This window comes from Streptomyces racemochromogenes, assembly GCF_039535215.1.
In the GTDB taxonomy this organism is placed as follows: Bacteria; Actinomycetota; Actinomycetes; order Streptomycetales; family Streptomycetaceae; genus Streptomyces; species Streptomyces racemochromogenes.
Map to the genome: position 1 here is coordinate 7,248,774 of NZ_BAAAWT010000001.1, position 21,215 is coordinate 7,269,988.

Here is a 21,215-nt window from a genome sequence, read left to right on the forward strand (position 1 = left end):
GGGCGCCGCACCGAATCGACAGACGAGAACCGGGGCCACGGGGGCGGAGACAACTTCCCCCGGGCCCCCAGAGATCAGGGGTGGACTCATGGACCGCAAGAGCATCGCGGTGGTCGGGTCGGGGGTGGCCGGCCTCACCGCCGCCCACATCCTGTCCCGCACGCACGACGTGGTCCTCTACGAGGCGGACGGACGCCTCGGAGGCCACGCGCACACCCACGAGGTCCCGGCAGCCGGCGGGGGAACGGTCGCCGTCGACACCGGATTCATCGTCCACAACGAACGGACCTACCCCCACCTCCTGCGGCTCCTGCGCGAACTGGGCGTGGCCACGCAGGACTCCGAGATGAGCATGTCGGTCCGGTGCGACGGCTGCCGCCTCGAATACGCGGGCGCCCGCGGCCCGTACGGACTCCTGGGCGGCGGGAACCTGCTGCGCGGCCGCCACCTGCGGATGCTCGCCGACGTCCCCCGCTTCCACCGCGCCGCACGCCGGCTGCTCGCCGACGGCGACACGGCCTCCACCCTGGGCGACTTCCTGGGCGAGAACCGTTTCCCGCCCTACTTCGTCAGCCACTTCGCCATCCCCCTGGTCGCCGCCGTATGGTCCTGCGCACCGGCCACCACACTGCGCTACCCGGCCGCCTACCTCTTCCGCTTCCTCGACCACCACGGACTGCTCTCGGTCACCGGATCCCCCCGGTGGAAGACCATCACCGGAGGATCCAAGGCCTACGTCGAGCGGGCCGCCAAGGGCCCGGCCCGCGTCCTGACCTCCACACCGGTCCGCAAGGTCGTGCGCGGAGCCGGCCGCGTACGCCTCGTCACGGACGACGGCGAGACGGCCGAACACGCCGCCGTCGTCATCGCCGTCCACCCCGACCAGGCACTGGGACTCCTCGCCGACCCCACCGAGCAGGAACGACGCGTCCTCGGCGCCTTCACCTACTCCCGCAATCCGACCGTGCTGCACCGTGACACCTCGCTCCTGCCCCGGGGCGCCCACGCCCGGGCGTCGTGGAACTACTGGCTGCCCTCCTGCTCCGCCCGCCCGGGAACAGTGCAGGTCAGCTACGACATGAACCGCCTCCACCGGCTCCCCGCCGGCCACGGGCCGCACATCGTCACGCTCAACCCCGGCGACCGGATCGACGAGAGCACCGTCCTGGCCCGCATGACGTACGAACACCCCGTCTACACGGCCGAGTCGGTCGCGGCACAAAGCCTGCTGCCCACCCTCAACGACGGTGTCACCGCCTACGCGGGCGCCTACCACGGATGGGGTTTCCACGAGGACGGCTGCCGCTCCGGCGCCCGGGCCGCCGCATCCCTCGGGGTGACCTGGTGACCGGCGCCCCCGCTCCGCACGTGCCGGCCCTCTACGCGACCGAGGTGCGGCACGCCCGCTCCCAGCCCGTCCGCTACGCCCTGGCGCACCGGACGTACATGTGGCTGGTCGACGTCGACGACCTTCCGGTCCTGCCCCGCGTCCTGCGCCCGTTCGCCCGCTTCGACGCCCGCGACCACTTCTCGGGCCGTGCCCCCACGCTGCGCGCCGGCCTCGACGCCCACCTCGCCGCCCACGGCGTCCACGGCGCCGACGGCAGGGTCATCATGCTGGCGCACGCGCGCGTACTGGGACACGTCTTCAACCCCCTGACCCTGTACTGGTGCCACGACCGCTCCGGCGGTCTCGTCTGCGTCGTCGCGGAGGTCCACAACACCTACGGCGGGCGGCACTGCTACCTCCTGCGCCCCGACGGACACGGCCGTGCCGAGGTGGCCAAGGACTTCCACGTCTCCCCGTTCTTCGGCGTCGAGGGCGGCTACCGGATGAGGCTGCCCCTGCCCGGCGACCGCCTCGACCTGACCGTCCAGCTCCGCCACCCGGACGGCTCCCGCCCCCTGACCGCCACCGTCCGCGGAACGCGCCGCCCCGCCGGGACCCGCACCCTGCTCGCGGCCCTGCTGCGCAACCCGTGGCCGACCGCCGGAGTGTCGTTCGGCATCCGCCGGCACGGCATCCGCCTCTACCTCAAAGGCCTGCCCGTCCAGCCGCGGCCCACCCGCCCGGCCCGCCCCGTCCAGGAAGACGCGCTGTGACCCTCACCCTCCCCCCTGCCCCCCAGGACGGCACCCGCACCGGCCGCCACCTGGTCGACGCCGGCCTGTGGCCCGACGTGGCCCGCCTGCCGCACGCCTCGCCCCTGCGCACCGCGCTCGCCCGCCGGATCGTGCAACGTGCCTTCGGCCGCCTGCCCTTGCGGGTGCGCATCGCCGACGCCGGGACGCGGATCCCCCGCCAGCCCGACGGAACCCAGGACGGCACGCCGACCCTGACCCTGCGCGATCCCGAAGCGTTCTACCGGCGGATCGGCGCCGACGGCCTGATCGGCTTCGGCGAGTCCTACATGGCCGGCGAATGGGACAGCGACGACCTGGTCGAGCTCCTGACCGTCCTGGCCCGGCACGTGGACGACCTCGCACCGCAGGCCCTGCGCCGACTGCGCAGCCTCTGGGTCCGCCGCAGGCCCCTCTCCGACCTGAACACCGTCGACGGGGCCCGCCGCAACATCCACCGGCACTACGACCTCTCCAACGACCTCTTCGCCACCTTCCTCGACCCCACCCTCACCTACTCCTCGGCCGTCTTCACCTCGCTCCCGGCCGCCGCCGAGGACCTGCCCGCGGCACAGCACCGCAAGATCGACCGGCTCCTCGACCTCGCCGGGACCGGACCGGGCACCAGCCTCCTGGAGATCGGCACGGGCTGGGGCGAACTCGCCGTCCGGGCCGCCCGGCGCGGCGCCCGCGTACGCACCATCACCCTGTCCCGGGAACAACGCGACCTCGCCCTCAGCCGGATCGCCGATGCCGGCGTCGCCGACCGGGTCACCGTCGAACTGTGCGACTACCGCCGCGTCGAAGGCACGTACGACGCCGTCGTCAGCGTCGAGATGATCGAAGCCGTGGGAGCCGCCTACTGGCCCGCCTACTTCGGCGCCCTGCACCGGCTGCTGGCCCCCGGCGGCCGTGCCGTGCTCCAGGCCATCACCATGCCCCATGACCGCATGCTGCACACGGCACGCACCCACACCTGGATCAGCAAGTACGTCTTCCCCGGCGGACTCATCCCCTCCAGGGAGGCCATCGCCCGACAGGGCGCCGCCGCCGGGCTGGCCGTCGTCCACGACACCGGCTACGGCGACCACTACGCGGAAACGCTGCGGCTGTGGCGCGAGCGGTTCCTCCACGAGTCCGCCGCCGTGACCGCCCTCGGCTTCGACCGCGCCTTCCTGCGGATGTGGGAGCTCTACCTCGCCTACTCCGAGGCCGGCTTCCGCTCCCGCTATCTCGACGTACGCCAGCTCGTCCTCACCGCCCAGGGCGGGGCGCACGACGCGGACCGGCCGGGAACGTGAGCGCCGTCGACACCGGAGCGCTCGCCACCGTTCTCGCCGCATCGGCGGGTACGGCGCTCGCCGTCATGCTGCTCACCTTCGCCGTGGCCCTGGTCAAGGGGGTACACAGGATCGTCGACAGCGCCTGGGGGCTGGCCTTCGCCGCCGTCGCCGTCGTCGCCTGGTTCCTCTCGGCCGGCCACGGCGACCCCGCCCGAAGGACCCTGGTCGCCCTCGCCACCGTCGTGTGGGGGCTGCGCCTCGCGGTGCACATCGCCCGGCGCGGACGCGGCCACGGAGAAGACCCCCGGTACGCGCGCATGCTCGCCCGGGCACCCGGCAGCACCGCCCTCTACGCCCTGCGGGTCATCTACCTCCTCCAGGGATCCCTGGTCTGGCTCGTCTCCCTCCCCGTCCAGGTGGCCGTGCTGCTGCCCCGGTCGCCAGACGCCGCGGCCGCGCTGGGGCTCGCCCTGTGGGCCGTCGGACTGTTCTTCGAGGCCGTCGGGGACCACCAGCTCGCCCGGTTCAAGGCCGACCCGGCCAACAAGGGCCGCATCATGGACCGCGGCCTGTGGTCCTGGACCCGGCACCCCAACTACTTCGGCGACTTCCTCGTCTGGTGGGGCCTGTACCTGACGGCCTGCGCCACCTGGCAGACCGCCCTGGCCACCGTCGTCTCCCCGCTCCTGATGAGCGCCCTGCTGATCAAAGGCAGCGGCAAGCGCCTGCTGGAGGCCCACATGGCCGGCCGCCCCGGCTACGCCGCCTACCTGGCCCGCACCAGCGGCTTCTTCCCCCGGCCGCCACGCTCCGGGGACCGGCCACGATGAAGATCGCGACGCTCCTCTGGGCCACCCGGTCTCAGGGCCCGGCTCCCCGCACTTCACCCCGGGCCCCCTCCGCCGCCGTCGTCCTCCTGCACGGCGGACGCGCCGAGGACCTGCGGCCCCCACCGCTGCTGAACCTGCCCGCCTGGCGCATGCGCCTCCTCTCCGCCGCTCTCGCGCGGGCCCTGAGCGGGCGTACGGTCCTCATCACCACCGTCCGCTACCGCCGCCGGGGATGGAACGGCCCCCGCGCGGACGCCGCCCGGGACGCCGTCGCCGCACTCGACCGGCTCCACGAACGCCACGGTGACATCCCCGTCGTCCTCATCGGGCACTCCATGGGCGGCCGCGCGGCCCTGCGGGCCGCCGGCCACCCCTGCGTACGCGGAGTGATCGCCCTGGCCCCCTGGTGCCCGCCGGAGGACCCCGTCGGCCATCTCGCGGGCCGCGAGGTGTACGTTCTGCACGACGAGGCGGACCGGGTCACCTCCGCCCGGCAGTCCTGGGACTACGTACGCCGGGCACGAGCCGCCGGCGCCTCAGCCGTGGCCGTCCGCATGGAGGCGGGCGGCCACACCATGCTGCGCGGCAGCCGCTCCTGGCACCGGCACACCACCGAGATCGTGAAGCACCTGCTCTCAGCGCGCTGAGGCGACCACCTCGGCGCGCGCGTCCGGGTAGAGGGCGGCGATCGCGTCCAGGGCCTCCCGCAGCCCGCGCGGACGCCGCATACCGCCGACGGCGGCCCGTACGGACCAGCCCGGACCGGCCAGGAGGACCAGGGGAGTGGTCCTCGCCCCTTTGAGGCCGAACGCCGTCGACGCCACCTGCCGGGCCAGCACGCCGTCCGCCGTGGAACGGGACTGCGACCACAGCACCACGGCCCTCGGCCCCGACCGGGCGACGGCCGCCCGCAGGGCCTCCGCCGGCACGGCCGCACCGAACATCCGCGTCGGCACCCCCCGCTCGGCCAGACCCGCGGCCAGCGCCTCCAGGGGCAGCGTGTGCTGCTCACCGGGAAGACAGGCCAGCACCACCGGTGCCGCGTGGGCCGCCATCCCGAAATCACCGACGGCCGCCCGCCGCAGCACGGTCGACACGTACCACGACAGCAGGTGCTCCACCTCGACGTACCGGTCATCCGTGGACTCCCACTTGCGGCCCACCGCGTGCAGGGTCGGCACCATCACCTCCTCCCACGCGACCACCAGACCGTGGGCCTCCATCGTCTGCCGCAGCAGGGCCTCCATGGCCGGACCGTCGAGCCGGACCGCGGCACGCGCCAGCCCGCGGCACTCCTGGCGCACCTCACCCAGCGGCAGCCCACCGCCGGGACCGCCGGGACCGCCCTGACGGCTCCGCCCGGGTCCGTCCGGCGGCGGCCCGACGCCCTCCTCCGGCACGGGCGGCGGCGAGGAACCCGCGCGGCCATCCGCAGCGAGGCGGCCGCGCACGGCCAGCGCCGCCCGGGCGGCCTCGGCCGGCGGGATACCGGAAGAGGTGAGCCGGCACATCTCCTCCAGCATCGCGATGTCGCCGGGCGTCCAGCGCCGGTGCCTGCCGCCCTCCCGGACCTCCGGTCCGATGCCGTACCGCTGCTCCCAGGAACGCACCGTCGTGGGCGAGACCCCCAGACGCCGTGCCACCGCGCCCGTCGTGACACCGAGACCTGTTTCGGACATGCCTCCATGCTACGACGCACGATCGATGCGAGTCGGATCACCGCTGCCGCATCCGAAAGGCCGCCGACGGCGGAACAGTCTGTGAAGCAGACAGCCCTCCTGCCCGGGAGACGACATGATCCACGTGACGCGCACGATGCTCGTGCCCCGCCCGACGGAGGACGCGGTGACCTACTTCGCGGACTTCGCCCACACACAGGAGTGGGACCCCGCGACCGTCTCCTGCGTCCGCCTGGACCGGGGACCCCTCGAGCCGGGCGCGCGCTGGCGCAACCTCTCCCGCTTCCGCGGACGCACCAGCGAACTGGAGTACCGCCTCGATGTCCGACAGGCCGACCATCTCGTGTTCACCGGCCGCAACGGAACGGTGCACGTCACGGACGACCTCCGTTTCACGCCCGCGTCCCCCGAGTCCACACGGCTGACCTACGACGCGACCTTCGCCTTCAAGGGCGTCGCCCGTCTCGCGGCCCCGTTCCTGCGCGGAGAAGTCGACCGGCTCGCCGACGACGTCGCCGCCGCGGTGCCCCGTGTCACGGCCCGCTGAACCCCCGCCGGAGGTATCCGTGTCCGCTCGGCACTGGCTGTTCGGGGACCAGCTCGGCCCGCACTTCCTGACGCCGCGCGCCGACGGACCCGCCCCGGACGCGCCCGTTCTCATGATCGAATCCCGCTCGGTGTTCCGCCGGCGCCGGTTCCACCGTGCCAAGGCCCACCTGCTGCTCTCCGCGATGCGCCACCGCGCGGCCGAACTCGGTGACCGCGTCCGCTACGTGCGGGCGGAGACCTACACGGCCGCCCTGCGGGAAACCGTCGGCGACGCCCCCCTGACCGTGCACCACCCGACGTCACGCGCCGCACACGACTTCGTCAGCACCATCGAAACCGTGCGGGTCCTCCCGGCCCGCGGCTTCCTGCTGCCGGGCGCGGCCTTCCGCTCCTGGGCAGCCGGACGGGAAAGGCTGCGGCACGAGGACTTCTACCGGTGGGCCCGCCGCGAACTCGACCTGCTCATGGACGGCGGCGAGCCCGCCGGCGGCCGGTGGAACCACGACCAGGCCAACCGGGAACCACCGCCCAAGGGTGCGAGGACCCTCGGCGCGCCCGCCCCCTACCGGCCCCGCGAGAACGACATCGACGAGGAAGTACGCGCCGACCTGGACCGCTGGGAGCGAGAGGACGGCATCGTCTTCGTCGGGCGGGACGGGCCGCGCCTGTTCCCCGCCTCGCGCCGCGAGGCCCTGACCGCACTGCACCGGTTCATCGAGCACCGCCTGGTGGGCTTCGGCCCGCACGAGGACTCCGTCCTCGCCCATGACCCGGTGATGAGCCACAGCCTCCTGTCCTCCTCCCTGAACCTGGGCCTGCTCGACCCCGCGGAAGTCGTGAGCGCCGCCGAGACCGCCTGGCGCGACGGACGGGTACCCGTACAGAGCGCGGAAGGGTTCGTACGGCAGGTCGCCGGCTGGCGCGAGTTCGTGTGGCACCTGTACTGGTACTTCGGCGAGGACTACCGCCACCGCAACACCCTCGGCCACCGCACCCCGCTGCCCGACTGGTTCCTCGAGCTCGACGCCGACGCCGTCACCGCCCGCTGCCTGTCCACCGTGCTCCGCCAGGTCCGCGACACGGGATGGACGCACCACATCCCCCGGCTGATGCTCCTGGGCAGCTACGCCCTCCAGCAGGGCTGGGACCCGCGCGCCGTCACGGACTGGTTCCACCGGAGCTTCGTCGACGGCTACGACTGGGTCATGCTCCCCAACGTCATCGGCATGTCCCAGTACGCCGACGGCGGCCTCATGACCACCAAGCCGTACACCAGCGCCGGGGCCTACATCCACCGCATGAGCGACCTGTGCGGAGGCTGCGCCTACCGGCCCGCGGACCGCACCGGAGACCGCGCCTGCCCCTATACGACCGGCTACTGGTCCTTCGTCCACCGCCACCGCGCCCGGCTGGCCGCCAATCCGCGCACCGCCCGCGCCGCACAAGGGCTGGAGCGGCTCGACGACGTGCAGGACGTCCTGCGCACCCACCGCCGTCAGACCCGGACGCCGCCGTGACGGCCCCGGACGACACGTACCGGCCTCCGAACGGAAGCCGGCCCCGATGTGCGTGATCCTGGGGGAGGGGCGAGGCCCCACCCCGTTTCCCGCCGCAACCACCCCCGAATGGAGGCTGCCGTGGACAAGACCCCGGGAGCAGGGCGAGCGCCCCTGGCCTGCCTGGTCACCGGCGCCACCGGATACATCGGCGGCCGCCTGGTGCCCGACCTGCTGGCCGCCGGCCACCAGGTCCGCTGTCTGGCCCGCTCACCCGAACGGCTCCGTGACCAACCGTGGGCCGACCGCGTCGAGACCGTCCGCGGCGACGTCACGGACGAGGCCGCCACCACGGCCGCCCTGCGGGGCATCGACGTCGCCTACTACCTCGTCCACTCCCTCAGCGGCGGCCGGCACTTCGAGGAGAGCGACCGGCGGGCGGCCCGCACCTTCGCGCGAGCGGCCGAAGCCGCCGGCGTGGGCCGCATCGTCTACCTCGGCGGACTCGTACCGGCCGACAAGCCCACCGGTGAACTCTCGCCCCACCTGCGTTCCCGCGCGGAGGTCGGCGAGATCTTCCTGCGGTCACCCGTCCCCTCCACCGTCCTGCGCGCCGCCGTCGTCATCGGCTCCGGATCCGCCTCCTTCGAGATGCTGCGCTACCTCACCGAACGGCTCCCGGTCATGGTCACCCCGAGCTGGGTCGGCACCCGGGTCCAGCCGATCTCCGTCCGGGACGTGCTGGGCTACCTCGTCGCCAGCGCCCGCATGCCCGCGGAGACCAACCGGTCCTTCGACATCGGCGGCCCGGACATCCTCACGTACGAGGAGATGATGCGCCGCTACGCGGAAATCGCCGAGCTGCCGCCCCGGCTGATCCTGCGGGTGCCGATGCTCACCCCGAGGCTGTCCAGCCTGTGGATCGGCCTGGTCACACCCGTCCCGCGGGCCCTGGCCCGGCCCCTGGCGGAGTCCCTGCGCCACGAGGTGGTCTGCCAGGAGCACGACATCGCCCGCCACGTGCCCGACGGTCCGGGACACCCCCTGGGCTTCGACGAGTCCCTCGAACTGGCCCTCCAGAGGGTCCGCGAAGCCAACGTGGCCACCCGCTGGTCCAACGCCTCCCTCCCCGGAGCGCCCAGCGACCCGCTGCCCACCGACCCCGCCTGGGCGGGCGGCAGCCTCTACACCGACCACCGCTCGCGGGACACCGCCGCCGCCCCGTCCGAGCTGTGGCGGATCATCGAGGGCATCGGCGGCGAGAACGGCTGGTACTCCGCCCCGCTCGCCTGGGCCGTACGGGGCTGGGTCGACCGCCTGGCCGGCGGCGCCGGCATCCGTCGCGGCCGCCGTGACGCCGCCCGGCTGCGGGTGGGGGACTCGCTCGACTTCTGGCGCGTCGAGGAGATCGAACCCGGCCGCCTGCTGCGACTGCGCGCCGAGATGCGCCTGCCGGGCCTGGCCTGGCTCGAGATGTACGCGGACCCCCGCCCCCGCTCCGGCGGATCCTGCTACCGCCAGCGGGCCCTGTTCCACCCGCACGGGCTCCTGGGGCACCTCTACTGGTGGACCGTGTCCCCCTTCCACGCCGTGGTCTTCGGCGGCATGGCCCGGAACATCACCCGCGCCGCCGAACGCCTGGCCGACCGACCCGAGCCCGAGCCCGGGGCCGGCCCCGAGCCCGCCGAAACGTCCGCAACACCCGACGGCGGCGGAGCGGGCCTGCGGTGACCCCCGACGGCGCCCCCTGGACGGTCGCCCCGGACGGCGGGCGCCCCGACGGGCGTACCTGCGCGCACCTGGCGGCCCTGCCCGCGGCCCCGGAAGCCGTCCTCCCCGTGTGCGCCCCGTGCCGGGCCCGCGGCTGGACCTGGAGCCGGCTGAGGTGGTGCACCACGTGCGGGAACGTCGGATGCTGCGACAGCTCCCGGGGGCGTCACGCCCACGACCACCACGCCCGGACCGGACACCCGGTGGTCCTCTCGCTGGCCCCCGACGAGGACTGGGCCTGGTGCTACGCCGACGAGGTCTTCCTGGTCCGCACCGGCCGGTGAGGGACCCGGCCGCGGCGATTTTCGACGCAGAAGCACTGCGAGTTTCGGGAGGGGCGCCTGGGGGTCACGCTGGTTCCCTCGGGACCGACCGCCCCGATCCCCCAGGAGGAGACATGCGCCTGCGAGACGAATTGCCCCTGGACCACCGCCTGAGCCGCGTCTACGGCGTCGGCGCGGCCCTGTGCGGCCTGCTGCTCCTGCTCTTCGGCTGCCTCGGCTTCGCCGGGAGCCTGACCGCGTTCGGCACCGACGGAACGCGCATCGCGGGCCTGTCCACGAACGGGCTGCTCAGCCTGATCTCGGTCCTCTTCGGGCTGCTGCTGGTCGGCGCCGCGGTGGTGGGGGGCAATCTGGCCTCGACGGTCAACATCGCCGTCGGCGTGCTCTTCGTGGTCAGCGGCTTCGTCCACCTCTTCCTCATCGGAAAAGAGGCCAACATCCTCGACTTCGGGATGTCCAACGTCGTCTTCAGCTTCCTCATGGGCCTGCTGGTCATGACGTTCGGAATGTACGGCCGTGTCAGCGGCGGGCTGGCCCACGACAACCCCTACTGGCGCCGGCGCCACCCCGAGCAGGCGGCACGCGAGACAACGGCCTCCCCGCTCCGGGGTGTTGCCCTGGAGGCGGCACCCGACCAGCTTGCCGAGCGCTGAGAACGCCGCCGCCGGGAGCCGAGCACACGCACCACAGGAGGAACCATGTCCGTACCCCAAGTGCCCCCGGAAGAGACCCCGGAAGCAGAGGGATCGACGGCGTCCGCCCATCAGGAGCGTCCCGACGGAGGACCGTGGGAGCACCCCAGGGCCATCCTCGCCCTCATCGTCCTCGGCGCCGTGATGGTCGCCGCCTTCTTCGTCGTCCGCCTCGCCGGCTGGTAGCCCACCGCCCGCCGCCCGGCCCCTCCCGTACGGGCGGCGGGTGTTCGCCCCGCCGCCCGCAGGAGAGCCCGAAGGGAGAGTCGCCGGTCCCATGCCGTGGCCACCGGTCGCCATCCGCAGACTCCGGTCCCGGGCCGGGGAGCAGCTGCTGCTCAGGATCGCCGGCCCGGAAGCGCACCAGCGCCGTACCCGCATCCACGCGACTCCCGGACCGCGCTGGTTCCGCCCCGGCCGCCCGATCCACACCGTGCACGCGGACGCCTCCATGTACGTCGGCGGCCTCGCCGCACTGCTCTTGCAGTCGCTGCACCCCGTCGCGATGACGGCCGTCTGGGCCCACTCCGGGTTCAGGGGGGACCCCTGGGGCCGCCTCCAGCGCACCAGCACCTTCCTGGCGGTCACCACCTTCGGGACGGAAGAGGACGCCGCGCGGGCGGTGTTCCGGGTGCGGGGGGTGCACGAGCGGATCGCCGGAACCACCACCGACGGCACGGCGTACCGGGCCAGTGATCCGCACCTGCTGGCCTGGGTCCACATCGCCGAGACGGCTTGCTTCCTGCGCGCCCACCAGCGCTACGGCCGCCGGCCCCTGGACCGCGCGGGCCAGGACGCCTACGTGGCGGACATGGCCCGCGTCGGCCGGCGCCTGGGGGTCGAGGACCCCCCGGAGGACCGCGCGGCGTTGGCCGCCCGCCTCGAGGCGTTCCGTACGGAACTCAGGCCGACCGCCGAGTCGCGCGCGACCGCCCGCTACCTGCTGTCGCGTCCGCCGCTGCCGTGGCCCCTGCGCATCCCCTACGCGCTCCTGGCGGCCGCGGCGTCGGATCTGCTGCCCCGGTGGGCCCGGGCCCAACTCGGCCTGCCGATCACGACACGGCTGCTGATGCCCGTGGCGAGGCAGGGCGGCCGCGCCGTGACGGCGGCCATCCGATGGGTGACGCCGCCCCCGCCCCCCTCCGGGGTGGGGGTCAGCGGCGGACCTGGATGAGCTGACGGTTCATCTCGCTCAGGAAGCGCACCACCGTGTGCAGCTCGTCGGAGCCGAACTGCTTCCGCGCGGCTTCGGTGGCGCCGGCCAGGGGGCGGAAGTACTCCCGAGCCGCCTCGCGACCGGCCTGGGCGTAGTGGACGTGGACCACGCGCCGGTCGTCGGCGGCCCTGACCCGGCGGACATGGCCCGCCTTCTCCAGCCGGTCCAGGCAGGCCGTGACCGCCCCGGAGGTCAGGTTCATCTGGGAGCCCAGCCGTCCGGGCGTCATGGGCCCGCCGCCCTCCTCGTCGTGCTCGGCGTCCAGGACCGCGATCAGGGCCTGCACGTCGGTGGGATGCAGGCCCTGGGCGTGCGCGAACTCCTGGACGATGCGGTTGAACTCCGCGTTCATCCTCCTCAGCAGGACCGCGAAGGACTGCAACCCGATCGGGTCGTCGCACGGAAGTACGGGGGGAGGGGTGTCGGCGCTGCGCATCTCCCCAGCATATGATCTCTCACTCATTGAGATACTTCATCATTGAGTGACCGGAGGCGTGATGAACTTCAAGACGAGCACCCCGCGCTGGGCCCGGTGGCTGCTGCCCGTCGTCCTGCTCGTGGTCTGGCTCGGCATCGGCGGGGCCCTGGGTCCCTACGCCGGAAAGCTCGGCGAGGTGGCCACCAACGACCAGGCGGCGTTCCTCCCGCGGAGCGCCGAGTCCACCCGGGTCATCGAGGCCCGCAAGGCCTTCGAGACGAGCGAAGCGGTCCCCGCGATCGTCATCTGGCAGGCCCCCGAGGGCAGTCGGACCAGCGACGCGCAGCAGCAGGCGGCCACCACGGCCGTGGCCGCCCTGGCCGGGCAGCGCGGCATCCCCGGCCCGCCGTCCCCCGCGCTGCGCTCGGCCGACGGGCAGGCACTGCAGGCCGTCGTCCCCCTGGCTCCCGACCTCGGTGACCAACTCCCGGCCGTCCTGGACGAGGTGCGCGCGGCCGCCGGGTCGGTGCCGGGGCTGACCGCGGAGATCGCCGGCCCGGCCGCCACGCAGGCCGACCTCGCGGACGCCTTCGGCGGGATCGACGGGCTCCTGCTCGGCGTCGCCCTGGGAGCCGTACTGATCATCCTGCTCCTCGTCTACCGCAGCCTGCTCCTGCCACTGGTGATCATCATCAGTGCGGTCTTCGCCCTCGGCCTGGCCTGCGCGGTGGTCTACGCCCTGGCCGACCACGGCATCGTGCGCGTCGACGGCCAGGTCCAGGGCATCCTCTCCATCCTGGTCATCGGCGCCGCCACCGACTACGCACTGCTCCTCGCCGCCCGCTTCCGGGAGGAACTCGCGGCCCGCGGGGACCGGATGGTAGCGGCGGCCGCCTCCGTACGCCGCTCGGCCGGAGCGATCACCGCCAGCGCCGCGACCGTCGCCCTCGGGCTCCTCGCCCTCCTGGCGAGCGACCTCACCAACAACAGGGCCCTGGGGCCGGTAGGCGCCGTAGGCATCGTCTGCGCCGTCCTCAGCACCCTGACCTTCCTGCCCGCCGCACTCCTCCTGCTGGGACGCGCCGCCTACTGGCCCGCCACCCCCGGACCGGCCGACGCGACGGCCGAGGGACACCGCGTCTGGCGCCGGATCGCAGCCGTCATCGACCGCGGCCCCCGACGCGTGTGGGTGTCAACGGCCCTGCTGATGCTGGTCCTGGCCGCGTTCTCCCCGATGCTGTCCTCCCAGGGGGTACCGCTCGCCGAGATCTTCGTCAAGGACGCTCCCTCGGTAACCGCCCAGCAGACGCTCGGCCGCCACTTCCCCGGCGGCTCCGGCCAGCCCGCCGTGATCATCACGAACGCCGCCGCCGCACCCGCGGTCCGGGCCGCCGCCGAGCAGACCCCGGGCATCGCCTCGGCCCAGCCGGTGAACGCTCAGGGCCGTCCCGGCGGCGAGCCCCTGGCCGTGGACGGCCGCGTCCGCATCGACGCCACCCTCGAGGCGGCAGCCGACAGCGACGCGGCCAAGACCGCCGTGCGCGAACTCCGGACCCGGGTGCACGCCGTGCCCGGCGCCGACGCCCTCGTCGGCGGCTACACGGCCCAGAAGTACGACACCGAACGGACCGCGGCCCGCGACCGCACCGTCATCGTCCCCGTCGTCCTGGCCATCATCTTGCTCATCCTCGTCCTGCTCCTGCGCTCCCTGCTCATCCCGGTGCTCCTGGTGGCCACCGTCGCCCTGAACTTCCTCGCCACCCTCGGAGTCTCCGCACTCGTCTTCCAGCACCTGCTGGGGTTCAGCGGCACCGACGCCTCGGTGCCCCTGTACGGGTTCGTGTTCCTCGTCGCCCTCGGCGTCGACTACAACATCTTCCTCATGTCCCGGGTCCGGGAGGAGACGATCACCCACGGAGTGCGCCAGGGCGTCCTGCGCGGCCTGACCACCACCGGTGGGGTCATCACCTCGGCCGGCGTCGTCCTCGCGGCCACCTTCGCCGCCCTCATGGTCATCCCGCTCGCCTTCCTGGTGCAGATCGCCTTCATCGTCGCCTTCGGCGTACTCCTCGACACCCTCGTCGTGAGGTCGCTGCTGGTGCCCGCCCTGGTGATCGACATCGGCCCCCGCAGCTGGTGGCCCAGCCGCCTCGCCAACGTCCCGGCCGTCCGGACGCATCACCGCCCCGCCCCGTAGCCGGGGCTGACAGGCCGGCCGCCGCGGCGCGGCGGGACTCGCGTAGGGTCGCCGAATCCTTACCGATCAGGGGAGTTGGCAATGGGGCACACATTACGACGGGGCACCCGCACGGCACTGACGGCGGTGGCGGCAGCCGCGCTGCTGGTGGGCTGCACGGAGGAACCGCGGAAGCCGGTCATGCCCGGACCGACGTCCACGGCGGTGGCCGCTCCCCAGGACGCCGCGGCCCTGGCCGATCGCTACCGGGCGGCCGGCGGAGACCCGGACGTGTACGGGATCCAGGTCGAGGACGGACCGGAAGGCATACCCCGGCTGGTCATCCGGACCCGCAACGCGGATGAGGCGGACGCGATCTTCCGTCGGCAGAACACCTCGGTCACCACCCACCTGACGACGAAGGAGGGGCTGTCCTTCAAGAAGGGCTACTTCATCGACGTCTTCGGCCCCGACGGCAGACTCATCCACCGCATGGACGCCCGCCCCTAGAGCGCCCGATCAAGCCGCTGACGCCCCGCCGATCCGGTCCCCGGCCGGCGGTGGCCTGAAGGAACGCCTGCAGCCGAATGTCCGGCTCGGCCTCGCTGCGTGCGCAATGGTCGACGGCGACGGGGAGCGGCGTCGGCGCGACCACGATGGCCACGGCCATGCGCTTGCCTTCGAGCGCGCTCGAAGCTTTAGCGTCGGGGCATGACCACGACGAACGACACCAAGACATGGATCATCACGGGCGCGAGTTCCGGCCTCGGCCTGGCACTCGCCGAGGCGGCACTCGAGGCCGGCGAGCACGTGGTCGGGACCGCACGACGGGCCGACCGGTTCGACGGGCTCAAGGCGCGGTACGGGGCCCGGTTCCTCGCCGTCGAGCACGATGTGCGCGACACGGCGGGAGCGGCCGCGGTCGTGCAACGGGGGCTGGAGGTGTTCGGGCGCGTCGACGTGCTCGTCAACAACGCCGGCACCGGGCAGGTCGGCGCCGCCGAGGAGATCACGGACGCCGAGCTGCGCGCCATGCTCGAGCAGCACCTGTTCGGCCCGGCCGCCTACGTGCGTGCCGTTCTGCCCCACCTGCGGGAGCGCCGCTCGGGTGCGATCGTGCAGATGAGCAGCCAGGGCGGGCGGATGTCGTTCCCCGCCGTCGGCAGCTACTCGGCCGGCAAGTTCGCGCTCGAGGGCTGGTCGGAGGCGCTCGCGGGCGAGGTCGCACCGTTCGGCATCCGCGTCCTGATCGTCGAGCCCAGTCGCTTCCGCACCGCGTTCAACGCCGCCGACGTCCTCAACACGGCCCAGCAGAGCGCAGTCTACGACGAGGCCACCGGTGCCGTGCGCGCGAACATGGCCGAGGCCCACGGCATCCAGGAGGGCGACCCGGTACGCGCCGCCCAGGTGATCCGCGACGTGCTGGGCACCCCTGACGCGCCGCTCCGGCTCCCGCTCGGTGCCGAGGCGGTTCGCAACCTCACCCGCGTCTACCGTGGTGCGCTCGAGGACGTCGAGAAGTGGGCGTCGGTGAGCGAGTCGGCGGACTTCCCGGGCATGCCGCCCGCCGTACGCGCGTTCTGATCGCCGTACGCTGTGGGCCATGGCCACTGAAGCCCTGATCGAACGCATTCTCGCTGCCAGCGACGCGTCCTCCTCGTCGGCGATCGACGCGCTGCACGAGCTGCTCGACGACGCCACGCCCGAGGCCTCGGCGATGCCCACAAGCGTTGCCGAGGCCGCCCGGCTCGTCGGCCTGTCGACGCACACCCTGCGGTACTACGAGCAGGAGGGACTCGTGCGGCCCGCGCGCAACGCCTCCGGGTACCGCGAGTACTCCGCGTTCGACCTGCGCCGCCTCGTCTTCCTCACGCGGATGCGCCTGTCCGGTATGACCATGTCCGACCTCAAGCGCTACATCCAGCTCGTCGAGCAGGGCCCGAGCACCATTCCGGAACGCCGCCGCATCATGCTCGAGCAGCGGGAGCGGATCACACGGCAGATCCGTGAGCTCGGCCTGGCGCTGGAGACCACCGAGTACAAGATCCGCGTCTACGACGGACACCCGGAAGGCTGACCCCCGCCCGCGCCCCGGCGGGGGTGTCCGTCACAGCCGCGCGTACTACTGCGGCCCTCGTGCGCCGTGTCGGGCGAGTCTGGTGGTCTGGTCGCCCCGCGTGATACTCCTTCCCGCCATGGGCGATCTCGTGACAGCGCGGCTCGTGCTCCACCCGATGACCGTCAGCGAGGCAGAGCGGGTGGTGGCGGGCGAGTCGGACGGCAGTGCCCGATGGGCGCCCGGATACCCCACCGACGGCGACGTGTTCGCCGCCAGGCGCTTCCTGGGCACTTGCGCGAACACCGGTGATCCCCAGCCGTTCGGCAACTATGAGATCCGTCGCCGCGAGGACGGCCTGGCGATCGGCGGCCTGGGCTTCCACGGGCCTGCGGACGAGAACGGCAGCCTCACGATAGGTTACGGCCTCATCCCGTCGGCGCGAGGCAGGGGATACGCCTCCGAAGCCCTCCGCGGCCTGCTGCTGTTCGCGCGGGCAGGCGGCATCACCTGCGTGAAGGGAGACGCCGACCACGACAACCTCGCGTCCCAGCACGTCATGACGGCAGCCGGCATGCGGCCCGCCGGGCAAGACGAACGCGTCAGGTACTTCGAGACCGCCTGGACCGACCGGACGACGAACACTGACCGACGCTCCTAACCCCCGCAGCTGGCGAACGCCTCGCCCGAGCCCCCACCGCCCCGGTCCATCGGCGTTCCCGGCGGGCGGGTCAGCAGGCCGCTCTCCTCGGTGAACCGGGGGAGCTGGGCGCGGAGGGCCGGGGCGCCGAACAGGGCGACGCTCAGCAGGAGTTCGTCCGGCCGGCTCCGGGTCGCCGTGCGGACTCCCGCGTGGTCGAGGCGCAGCCGGGCGAGCAGTGCCGCACCGGCCAGGGTGCGGCGGGGCCGTACCCACAACGCCACCGCCCCCACGTCGGCGAGGAGCCCGAGCCCCACCCACACCGCCGCGTCCTGCCCGCCCGCCGCGGCGGCCAGCGGCGCGGCCGCGAAGACCGGCAGCAGGAGGCTCCGTACGGCCCGCGCCCGCCTGCGGGACACCACCAGCCCCGCCCGCTCCAGCTCTTGCGACACCCCGCGGACGGCCCGCCGCACCCGTTCCGTGTCCTGGAGGCGGCGCGGGTGGAGCGGTTTGTACAGCACGCTGAACTGGGCGCGGGCCACCTGGGAGCAGCCGTGCGGAAGACGGGCCTTGCCGGGCTCCACGGTCCGCCGCCATCCGGCCTCGACGGAACCGGCCAGGTACAGCTCGACCAGCCCGCACTGGGCCGCCCCCCGCGCACCGCCGCGCAGCAGGCCGACCTCGACGGGGGAGAGCCGCCGGTCCAGCTGCCCGCGGCCCGGGCGAAGGCGCAGCACGGCGGCGATCAGCAACAGCAGCCACGCCCCGGCCGCCGAGACGGCGTTGACGACGAGCACGGCACCCTCCTCCCCGGGGCACTCAGCCTGCACCCGAAGCGTGGATTCCGCCAGCGTCCCCCCCCCGGTGGGCCTCGCCCCACGCGCGACTTCACGGCGTCACCCGCCTCGCCGCGACCAGAGCGCGAGCGGACCGAGCAACCGGCTGAAAGGCCGCGGAGCTGCGTCATGAGGTGCCGACGGAGTTCCACCTTCGATCTCGCGCAGCAGTTCCCCGTCATCGCCATAGAGCTCAAGACTGAACCGCAGACCGAACCGGTTCAGCAGCACCGCCAGATCCTCGAACCGCAGAGGGTCGACGACTCCGTTCAGGAGCGTGTCCCCGTCGGCCGGGTCGACCTCGATGCGGCACCAGCTGGTCTCGAGCTCGTACGACTCCCACGAGGAGCCTGATGTGGACCGCCAGCCGGCCCCGATGAACAACTCGGCGACCAGCGATGCACTCGAGGCCCCCGCCAGGCCACCACACACGTTGTTGTCGATCTCGAGCCAGACGGGATCGAGCGGCTGTCCCTCGTCGGATATATCCACCGCTGGATTATGAAGCAGACCCCAACCCACGATCGCACACGCCGTCGCTGGGGGTCAGGTGTTCCTTTCGGGGGTAGGTTGAGAGGGAGCCGTTGACGACTCCCGCGCTGCCGCGTCCTCTTCGGAGAGGGCGCTTCCGGTACGGACCTCCTCGACGTGCGGCCGCCCGGCTGCGCACTTCCACCCCTGGGGTGGCGGAGGGCTCCGACCGACAGGACGCGCACCATGGAACCCAGCCCTTCCGTGAACCCTGCGCACGAAGCGGAGACCCTCGCGCCCGATGCGGTGATGCCGGGGCTGAGTACCCACCGGCTGGCAGGTCCTGCGGGGACACGGATCCTGGCCGTGGTGGGCGAGGCCGACATCGACACCGAGCCTGCCCTCGCCCGAGCCTTGAACGCCGCCCTCCGCGAACCGCCCGTTCCGCAGGCCCTCACGGTCGACTGCTCCGGCCTGTGGTTCTGCGGGTGCGCCGGCCTCCACCAGCTTCTGAGGGTCCGACGCGCTGCTGCCGAGGCCGGCGTCTCCTTCGCCCTCGCGGCCCTCAGCCCCCAGGCCACCCGCCTCCTCGACCTCACCGGTACCCGTGCCGTCTTCGACGTTCTGCCCGCGGTCCCGCCCATGCCTCCCACCAAGCCCCGCACGCCGGGACGGGCAGTGCCCGCAGGACGGAACCCGCGGCGGGCGGGCGGACCAGCTCCCGCGCCCGATGCCGTACCGGCAGACGTGGGCATAGGAGCGCAGGTAGCCGCACTCACCGCGCAGATCGAGCGGCAGACCAACGCCGGCCAGTGGGAGCTGTCCGAAGACGACACGGCCCTGGCCCGCGCCACCGCCACGCGCCTCGGGACGTTCGTGGGCGCCGCAGCAGTCCAGGAGGCACTGCCCGGCATCGAACGCCTCGAGTACCTGCGCGAGGCCCTCGCGGTCCTGGCCGTCGGCACCGCCCACACCCACGGACAGCTCGCCTGGTTCCTCGGACGCGCCGCTGCCGCCCTGTCGCCGGTCCTGCACTGGCGCGCCCTGACGGCCGACCAGGAGCACGCGCTGGGCACCATCGTCCCCACGCTGGAGGAGTTCACCGACGCGGAGAACGCCGTCCGCCGGCTGGACACCGTCCTCGCCCGCACCACCACCCACGGCCCCGCGACCGAAGCCGCCCCCGCCTGCCCCCGGGCGGGCAGCCGCGACCTGTAGGCGTGCGGCGCGGCCACCGCCGGGTACCTACCGCTACGACGTCCGCATTCCTATCCTGTTCCTGCCCGAACTCCGGGCAGGAACGCCAAGGGGCATGCGACGCGTGTCCGAACGGGGGAGCGATGGCATGGGGGGCACATCCGGGGACGGTGATCGGCGGGCGTTACCGGCTGATCCGCCCGCTGGGAGCCGGGGGTTTCGGTGAGGTCTGGGAGGCCCACGACCCGGTGCTGGATGTGGACGTGGCGATCAAGATGGTGCGCCTCCGCTCGGTCCCCGACGAGGCGCGCGCGGAACTCCTGGCCCGGGCGGCCCGCGAGTCCCGCAACGCGGCGCGCTTACGGGACCACCCGCACATCATCACCGTCCACGACGTCGTCGAGGTCGACGACGCTCCATGGATCGTCATGCAGCTGGTGGACGGCGGGTCGCTCGCGGACGAGCTGAGGGCCAACGGCCCGCTGACGCTGCGGCGGACCCTCGACGTCGCCGGGGCACTCCTGAGTGCGCTGGGCGCGGCCCACGAGGCGGGGATCATGCACCGGGACGTCAAGCCGGCCAACGTGATGCTCGGCGGGAACGGTGACGTCCTGCTCACGGACTTCGGCATCGCCGTGGCCCACACCGATCCCCGGCTCACCCGCACCACCATGGTCATCGGGTCGCCCGCCTACATGGCACCCGAGCGCTGGCAGGGCGCGCCGAACGACGGCAGGTCCGACCTCTTCTCGCTGGGCGTGACGCTGTACGAGGCAGTGGAAGGCGTGCCCCCGTTCCCCTCGGACAACCTCACCGCCGCTCTGACGCAGACGCCCCGCGCCCCGCAACGCGCCGGTCCGCTGACGCCCCTGCTCATCGGCCTGCTGGCGAGGGACCCGGCCGATCGCCCCACCGTCCCCCAGGCGCTGGCCATGCTCGGCCGCGCCAGAAGGACCGCCGCGCGCCCCACGGAGGGCAGGCGGTCGGGGGCACCAACGGCCCCGCCGACGACCGACGAGCGGCGACACGGGGCCCACGACGCTTCGGTCCGCCGGCTCGCGGCCGAGCACGACGTGGACGTGAACTCCGTCAAGGGCACGGGCGCCGGCGGCCGTGTCCTGGTGCAGGACGTCATCGCCGCCGTCAAGGCCAGACACGGCGCCTACGCCACCCCCGCCGCCCGGGAGTTCGCCGCCCAGCAGGGCATCGACCTGGCCGGAGTCGCCGGAAGCGGCAAGCACGGCCTCATCTGCATACAGGACGTCAAGCATCCCTCCACCGGGAAGACGGGTGCCGGCGGCGTGGCGGTCGCAGTGGCGTGCGTGGTGCTCCTCCTCTTCCTCCTGTCGCGGCTCACCTGAGGCACTCCCGCCGTTTCCGCCCCCAGACGCGCGGGCTGCCGTGATCATGGACGGCACGCCGGACAGTGGCCGGCGCGCCGGCTACGGACGGTGCTGCGATGCCGCGGGACCGGCCCCGACCGTCGATATTCGGCGGCGGT

Annotated in this window: 23 protein-coding genes; 19 read left to right on the forward strand and 4 right to left on the reverse strand. The window is 73.3% G+C overall.

Features of this window, described 5'->3' with window-relative positions; translation table 11 throughout:
- The first annotated feature begins 88 nt into the window (after window positions 1-88).
- From ABD973_RS33705 to ABD973_RS33725, 5 genes are read left to right on the forward strand one after another with little or no spacing between them, the layout of a single operon-like run.
- Window positions 89-1,348 (forward strand): NAD(P)/FAD-dependent oxidoreductase, encoded by a 1,260-nt coding sequence (locus ABD973_RS33705; RefSeq protein ID WP_345504098.1) that lies wholly within the window; start codon window positions 89-91, stop codon window positions 1,346-1,348.
- Window positions 1,345-2,103: a DUF1365 domain-containing protein gene (locus tag ABD973_RS33710; RefSeq protein WP_345504100.1), complete on the forward strand. Its 759-nt coding sequence runs from the start codon at window positions 1,345-1,347 to the stop codon at window positions 2,101-2,103. The genes ABD973_RS33705 and ABD973_RS33710 overlap by 4 nt, the downstream gene beginning before the upstream one ends.
- The gene (locus ABD973_RS33715) at window positions 2,100-3,422 is read left to right on the forward strand and encodes a class I SAM-dependent methyltransferase (RefSeq protein ID WP_386382266.1); all 1,323 of its coding nucleotides are present in this window, start codon (window positions 2,100-2,102) and stop codon (window positions 3,420-3,422) included. The genes ABD973_RS33710 and ABD973_RS33715 overlap by 4 nt, the downstream gene beginning before the upstream one ends.
- Entirely contained in the window at window positions 3,419-4,234 is an 816-nt protein-coding gene (locus ABD973_RS33720; RefSeq protein WP_241253078.1) for a DUF1295 domain-containing protein, read from the forward strand. The genes ABD973_RS33715 and ABD973_RS33720 overlap by 4 nt, the downstream gene beginning before the upstream one ends.
- Window positions 4,231-4,881, forward strand: coding sequence for an alpha/beta fold hydrolase (locus ABD973_RS33725; RefSeq protein ID WP_345504102.1), 651 nt, complete (start codon window positions 4,231-4,233; stop codon window positions 4,879-4,881). Before ABD973_RS33720 ends, ABD973_RS33725 begins: the two co-directional genes overlap by 4 nt.
- On the opposite strand, the gene ABD973_RS33730 is transcribed toward ABD973_RS33725, so the two are convergent.
- Window positions 4,870-5,913: a MerR family transcriptional regulator gene (locus ABD973_RS33730; RefSeq protein WP_125819663.1), complete on the reverse strand. Its 1,044-nt coding sequence runs from the start codon at window positions 5,911-5,913 to the stop codon at window positions 4,870-4,872. The two genes, ABD973_RS33725 and ABD973_RS33730, sit on opposite strands and share 12 nt — an antisense overlap.
- Window positions 5,914-6,028: 115 nt before the next feature.
- On the opposite strand from ABD973_RS33730, the gene ABD973_RS33735 reads away from it, so the two are divergent.
- From ABD973_RS33735 to ABD973_RS33765, 7 genes are all read left to right on the forward strand, one after another.
- Window positions 6,029-6,460 carry an SRPBCC family protein gene (locus tag ABD973_RS33735; protein WP_345504104.1) on the forward strand — a complete coding sequence of 144 codons (432 nt, stop codon included), beginning with the start codon at window positions 6,029-6,031 and terminating at the stop codon, window positions 6,458-6,460.
- A gap of 19 nt (window positions 6,461-6,479) precedes the next feature.
- Window positions 6,480-7,979 carry a cryptochrome/photolyase family protein gene (locus ABD973_RS33740; RefSeq protein ID WP_345504106.1) on the forward strand — a complete coding sequence of 500 codons (1,500 nt, stop codon included), beginning with the start codon at window positions 6,480-6,482 and terminating at the stop codon, window positions 7,977-7,979.
- Window positions 7,980-8,087: 108 nt separating this feature from the next.
- A complete protein-coding gene (locus ABD973_RS33745) occupies window positions 8,088-9,689 on the forward strand; it encodes an SDR family oxidoreductase (protein WP_386382264.1) in 1,602 nt (533 codons plus the stop codon).
- Complete coding sequence (locus ABD973_RS33750; protein WP_345504110.1) at window positions 9,686-10,012, forward strand: UBP-type zinc finger domain-containing protein; 327 nt, start codon at window positions 9,686-9,688, stop codon at window positions 10,010-10,012. Before ABD973_RS33745 ends, ABD973_RS33750 begins: the two co-directional genes overlap by 4 nt.
- Window positions 10,013-10,125: 113 nt before the next feature.
- Window positions 10,126-10,665, forward strand: a complete 540-nt coding sequence (locus tag ABD973_RS33755) for a DUF4383 domain-containing protein (protein WP_125819659.1) — start codon at window positions 10,126-10,128, stop codon at window positions 10,663-10,665.
- A gap of 45 nt (window positions 10,666-10,710) precedes the next feature.
- Window positions 10,711-10,890: a DUF6480 family protein gene (locus tag ABD973_RS33760; protein WP_125598381.1), complete on the forward strand. Its 180-nt coding sequence runs from the start codon at window positions 10,711-10,713 to the stop codon at window positions 10,888-10,890.
- 91 nt (window positions 10,891-10,981) lie between these two features.
- Window positions 10,982-11,878 (forward strand): oxygenase MpaB family protein, encoded by an 897-nt coding sequence (locus ABD973_RS33765; protein WP_345504113.1) that lies wholly within the window; start codon window positions 10,982-10,984, stop codon window positions 11,876-11,878.
- On the opposite strand, the gene ABD973_RS33770 is transcribed toward ABD973_RS33765, so the two are convergent.
- Entirely contained in the window at window positions 11,859-12,356 is a 498-nt protein-coding gene (locus ABD973_RS33770) for a MarR family winged helix-turn-helix transcriptional regulator (RefSeq protein WP_164720797.1), read from the reverse strand. The two genes, ABD973_RS33765 and ABD973_RS33770, sit on opposite strands and share 20 nt — an antisense overlap.
- Window positions 12,357-12,417: 61 nt before the next feature.
- Between ABD973_RS33770 and ABD973_RS33775 the strand changes: the two genes are divergently transcribed.
- The 5 genes from ABD973_RS33775 to ABD973_RS33795 all read left to right on the forward strand — a co-directional run bounded on the left by ABD973_RS33775 (window position 12,418) and on the right by ABD973_RS33795 (window position 17,231).
- Entirely contained in the window at window positions 12,418-14,535 is a 2,118-nt protein-coding gene (locus ABD973_RS33775; protein WP_345504115.1) for an MMPL family transporter, read from the forward strand.
- Window positions 14,536-14,616: 81 nt separating this feature from the next.
- Window positions 14,617-15,024, forward strand: a complete 408-nt coding sequence (locus ABD973_RS33780; RefSeq protein WP_345504117.1) for a hypothetical protein — start codon at window positions 14,617-14,619, stop codon at window positions 15,022-15,024.
- A gap of 201 nt (window positions 15,025-15,225) precedes the next feature.
- A complete protein-coding gene (locus tag ABD973_RS33785; RefSeq protein WP_345504118.1) occupies window positions 15,226-16,098 on the forward strand; it encodes an SDR family NAD(P)-dependent oxidoreductase in 873 nt (290 codons plus the stop codon).
- Window positions 16,099-16,117: 19 nt separating this feature from the next.
- Window positions 16,118-16,591, forward strand: coding sequence for a MerR family transcriptional regulator (locus tag ABD973_RS33790; RefSeq protein ID WP_125819654.1), 474 nt, complete (start codon window positions 16,118-16,120; stop codon window positions 16,589-16,591).
- Window positions 16,592-16,709: 118 nt separating this feature from the next.
- The gene (locus tag ABD973_RS33795; RefSeq protein ID WP_345504120.1) at window positions 16,710-17,231 is read left to right on the forward strand and encodes a GNAT family N-acetyltransferase; all 522 of its coding nucleotides are present in this window, start codon (window positions 16,710-16,712) and stop codon (window positions 17,229-17,231) included.
- Here ABD973_RS33795 and ABD973_RS33800 read toward each other — a convergent pair.
- Both ABD973_RS33800 and ABD973_RS33805 read right to left on the reverse strand, forming a co-directional pair.
- Window positions 17,228-18,007 (reverse strand): TIGR04222 domain-containing membrane protein, encoded by a 780-nt coding sequence (locus ABD973_RS33800; protein ID WP_345504122.1) that lies wholly within the window; start codon window positions 18,005-18,007, stop codon window positions 17,228-17,230. The two genes, ABD973_RS33795 and ABD973_RS33800, sit on opposite strands and share 4 nt — an antisense overlap.
- 99 nt (window positions 18,008-18,106) lie before the next feature.
- Window positions 18,107-18,538: a hypothetical protein gene (locus tag ABD973_RS33805; RefSeq protein ID WP_125819651.1), complete on the reverse strand. Its 432-nt coding sequence runs from the start codon at window positions 18,536-18,538 to the stop codon at window positions 18,107-18,109.
- Between the two features lie 225 nt (window positions 18,539-18,763).
- Between ABD973_RS33805 and ABD973_RS33810 the strand changes: the two genes are divergently transcribed.
- Both ABD973_RS33810 and ABD973_RS33815 read left to right on the forward strand, forming a co-directional pair.
- On the forward strand, window positions 18,764-19,735 hold the full coding sequence (locus ABD973_RS33810; RefSeq protein ID WP_125819650.1) for an STAS domain-containing protein: 972 nt from the start codon (window positions 18,764-18,766) through the stop codon (window positions 19,733-19,735).
- 122 nt (window positions 19,736-19,857) lie between these two features.
- Window positions 19,858-21,075: a protein kinase domain-containing protein gene (locus ABD973_RS33815; protein ID WP_125819649.1), complete on the forward strand. Its 1,218-nt coding sequence runs from the start codon at window positions 19,858-19,860 to the stop codon at window positions 21,073-21,075.
- Window positions 21,076-21,215 lie beyond the last annotated feature (140 nt).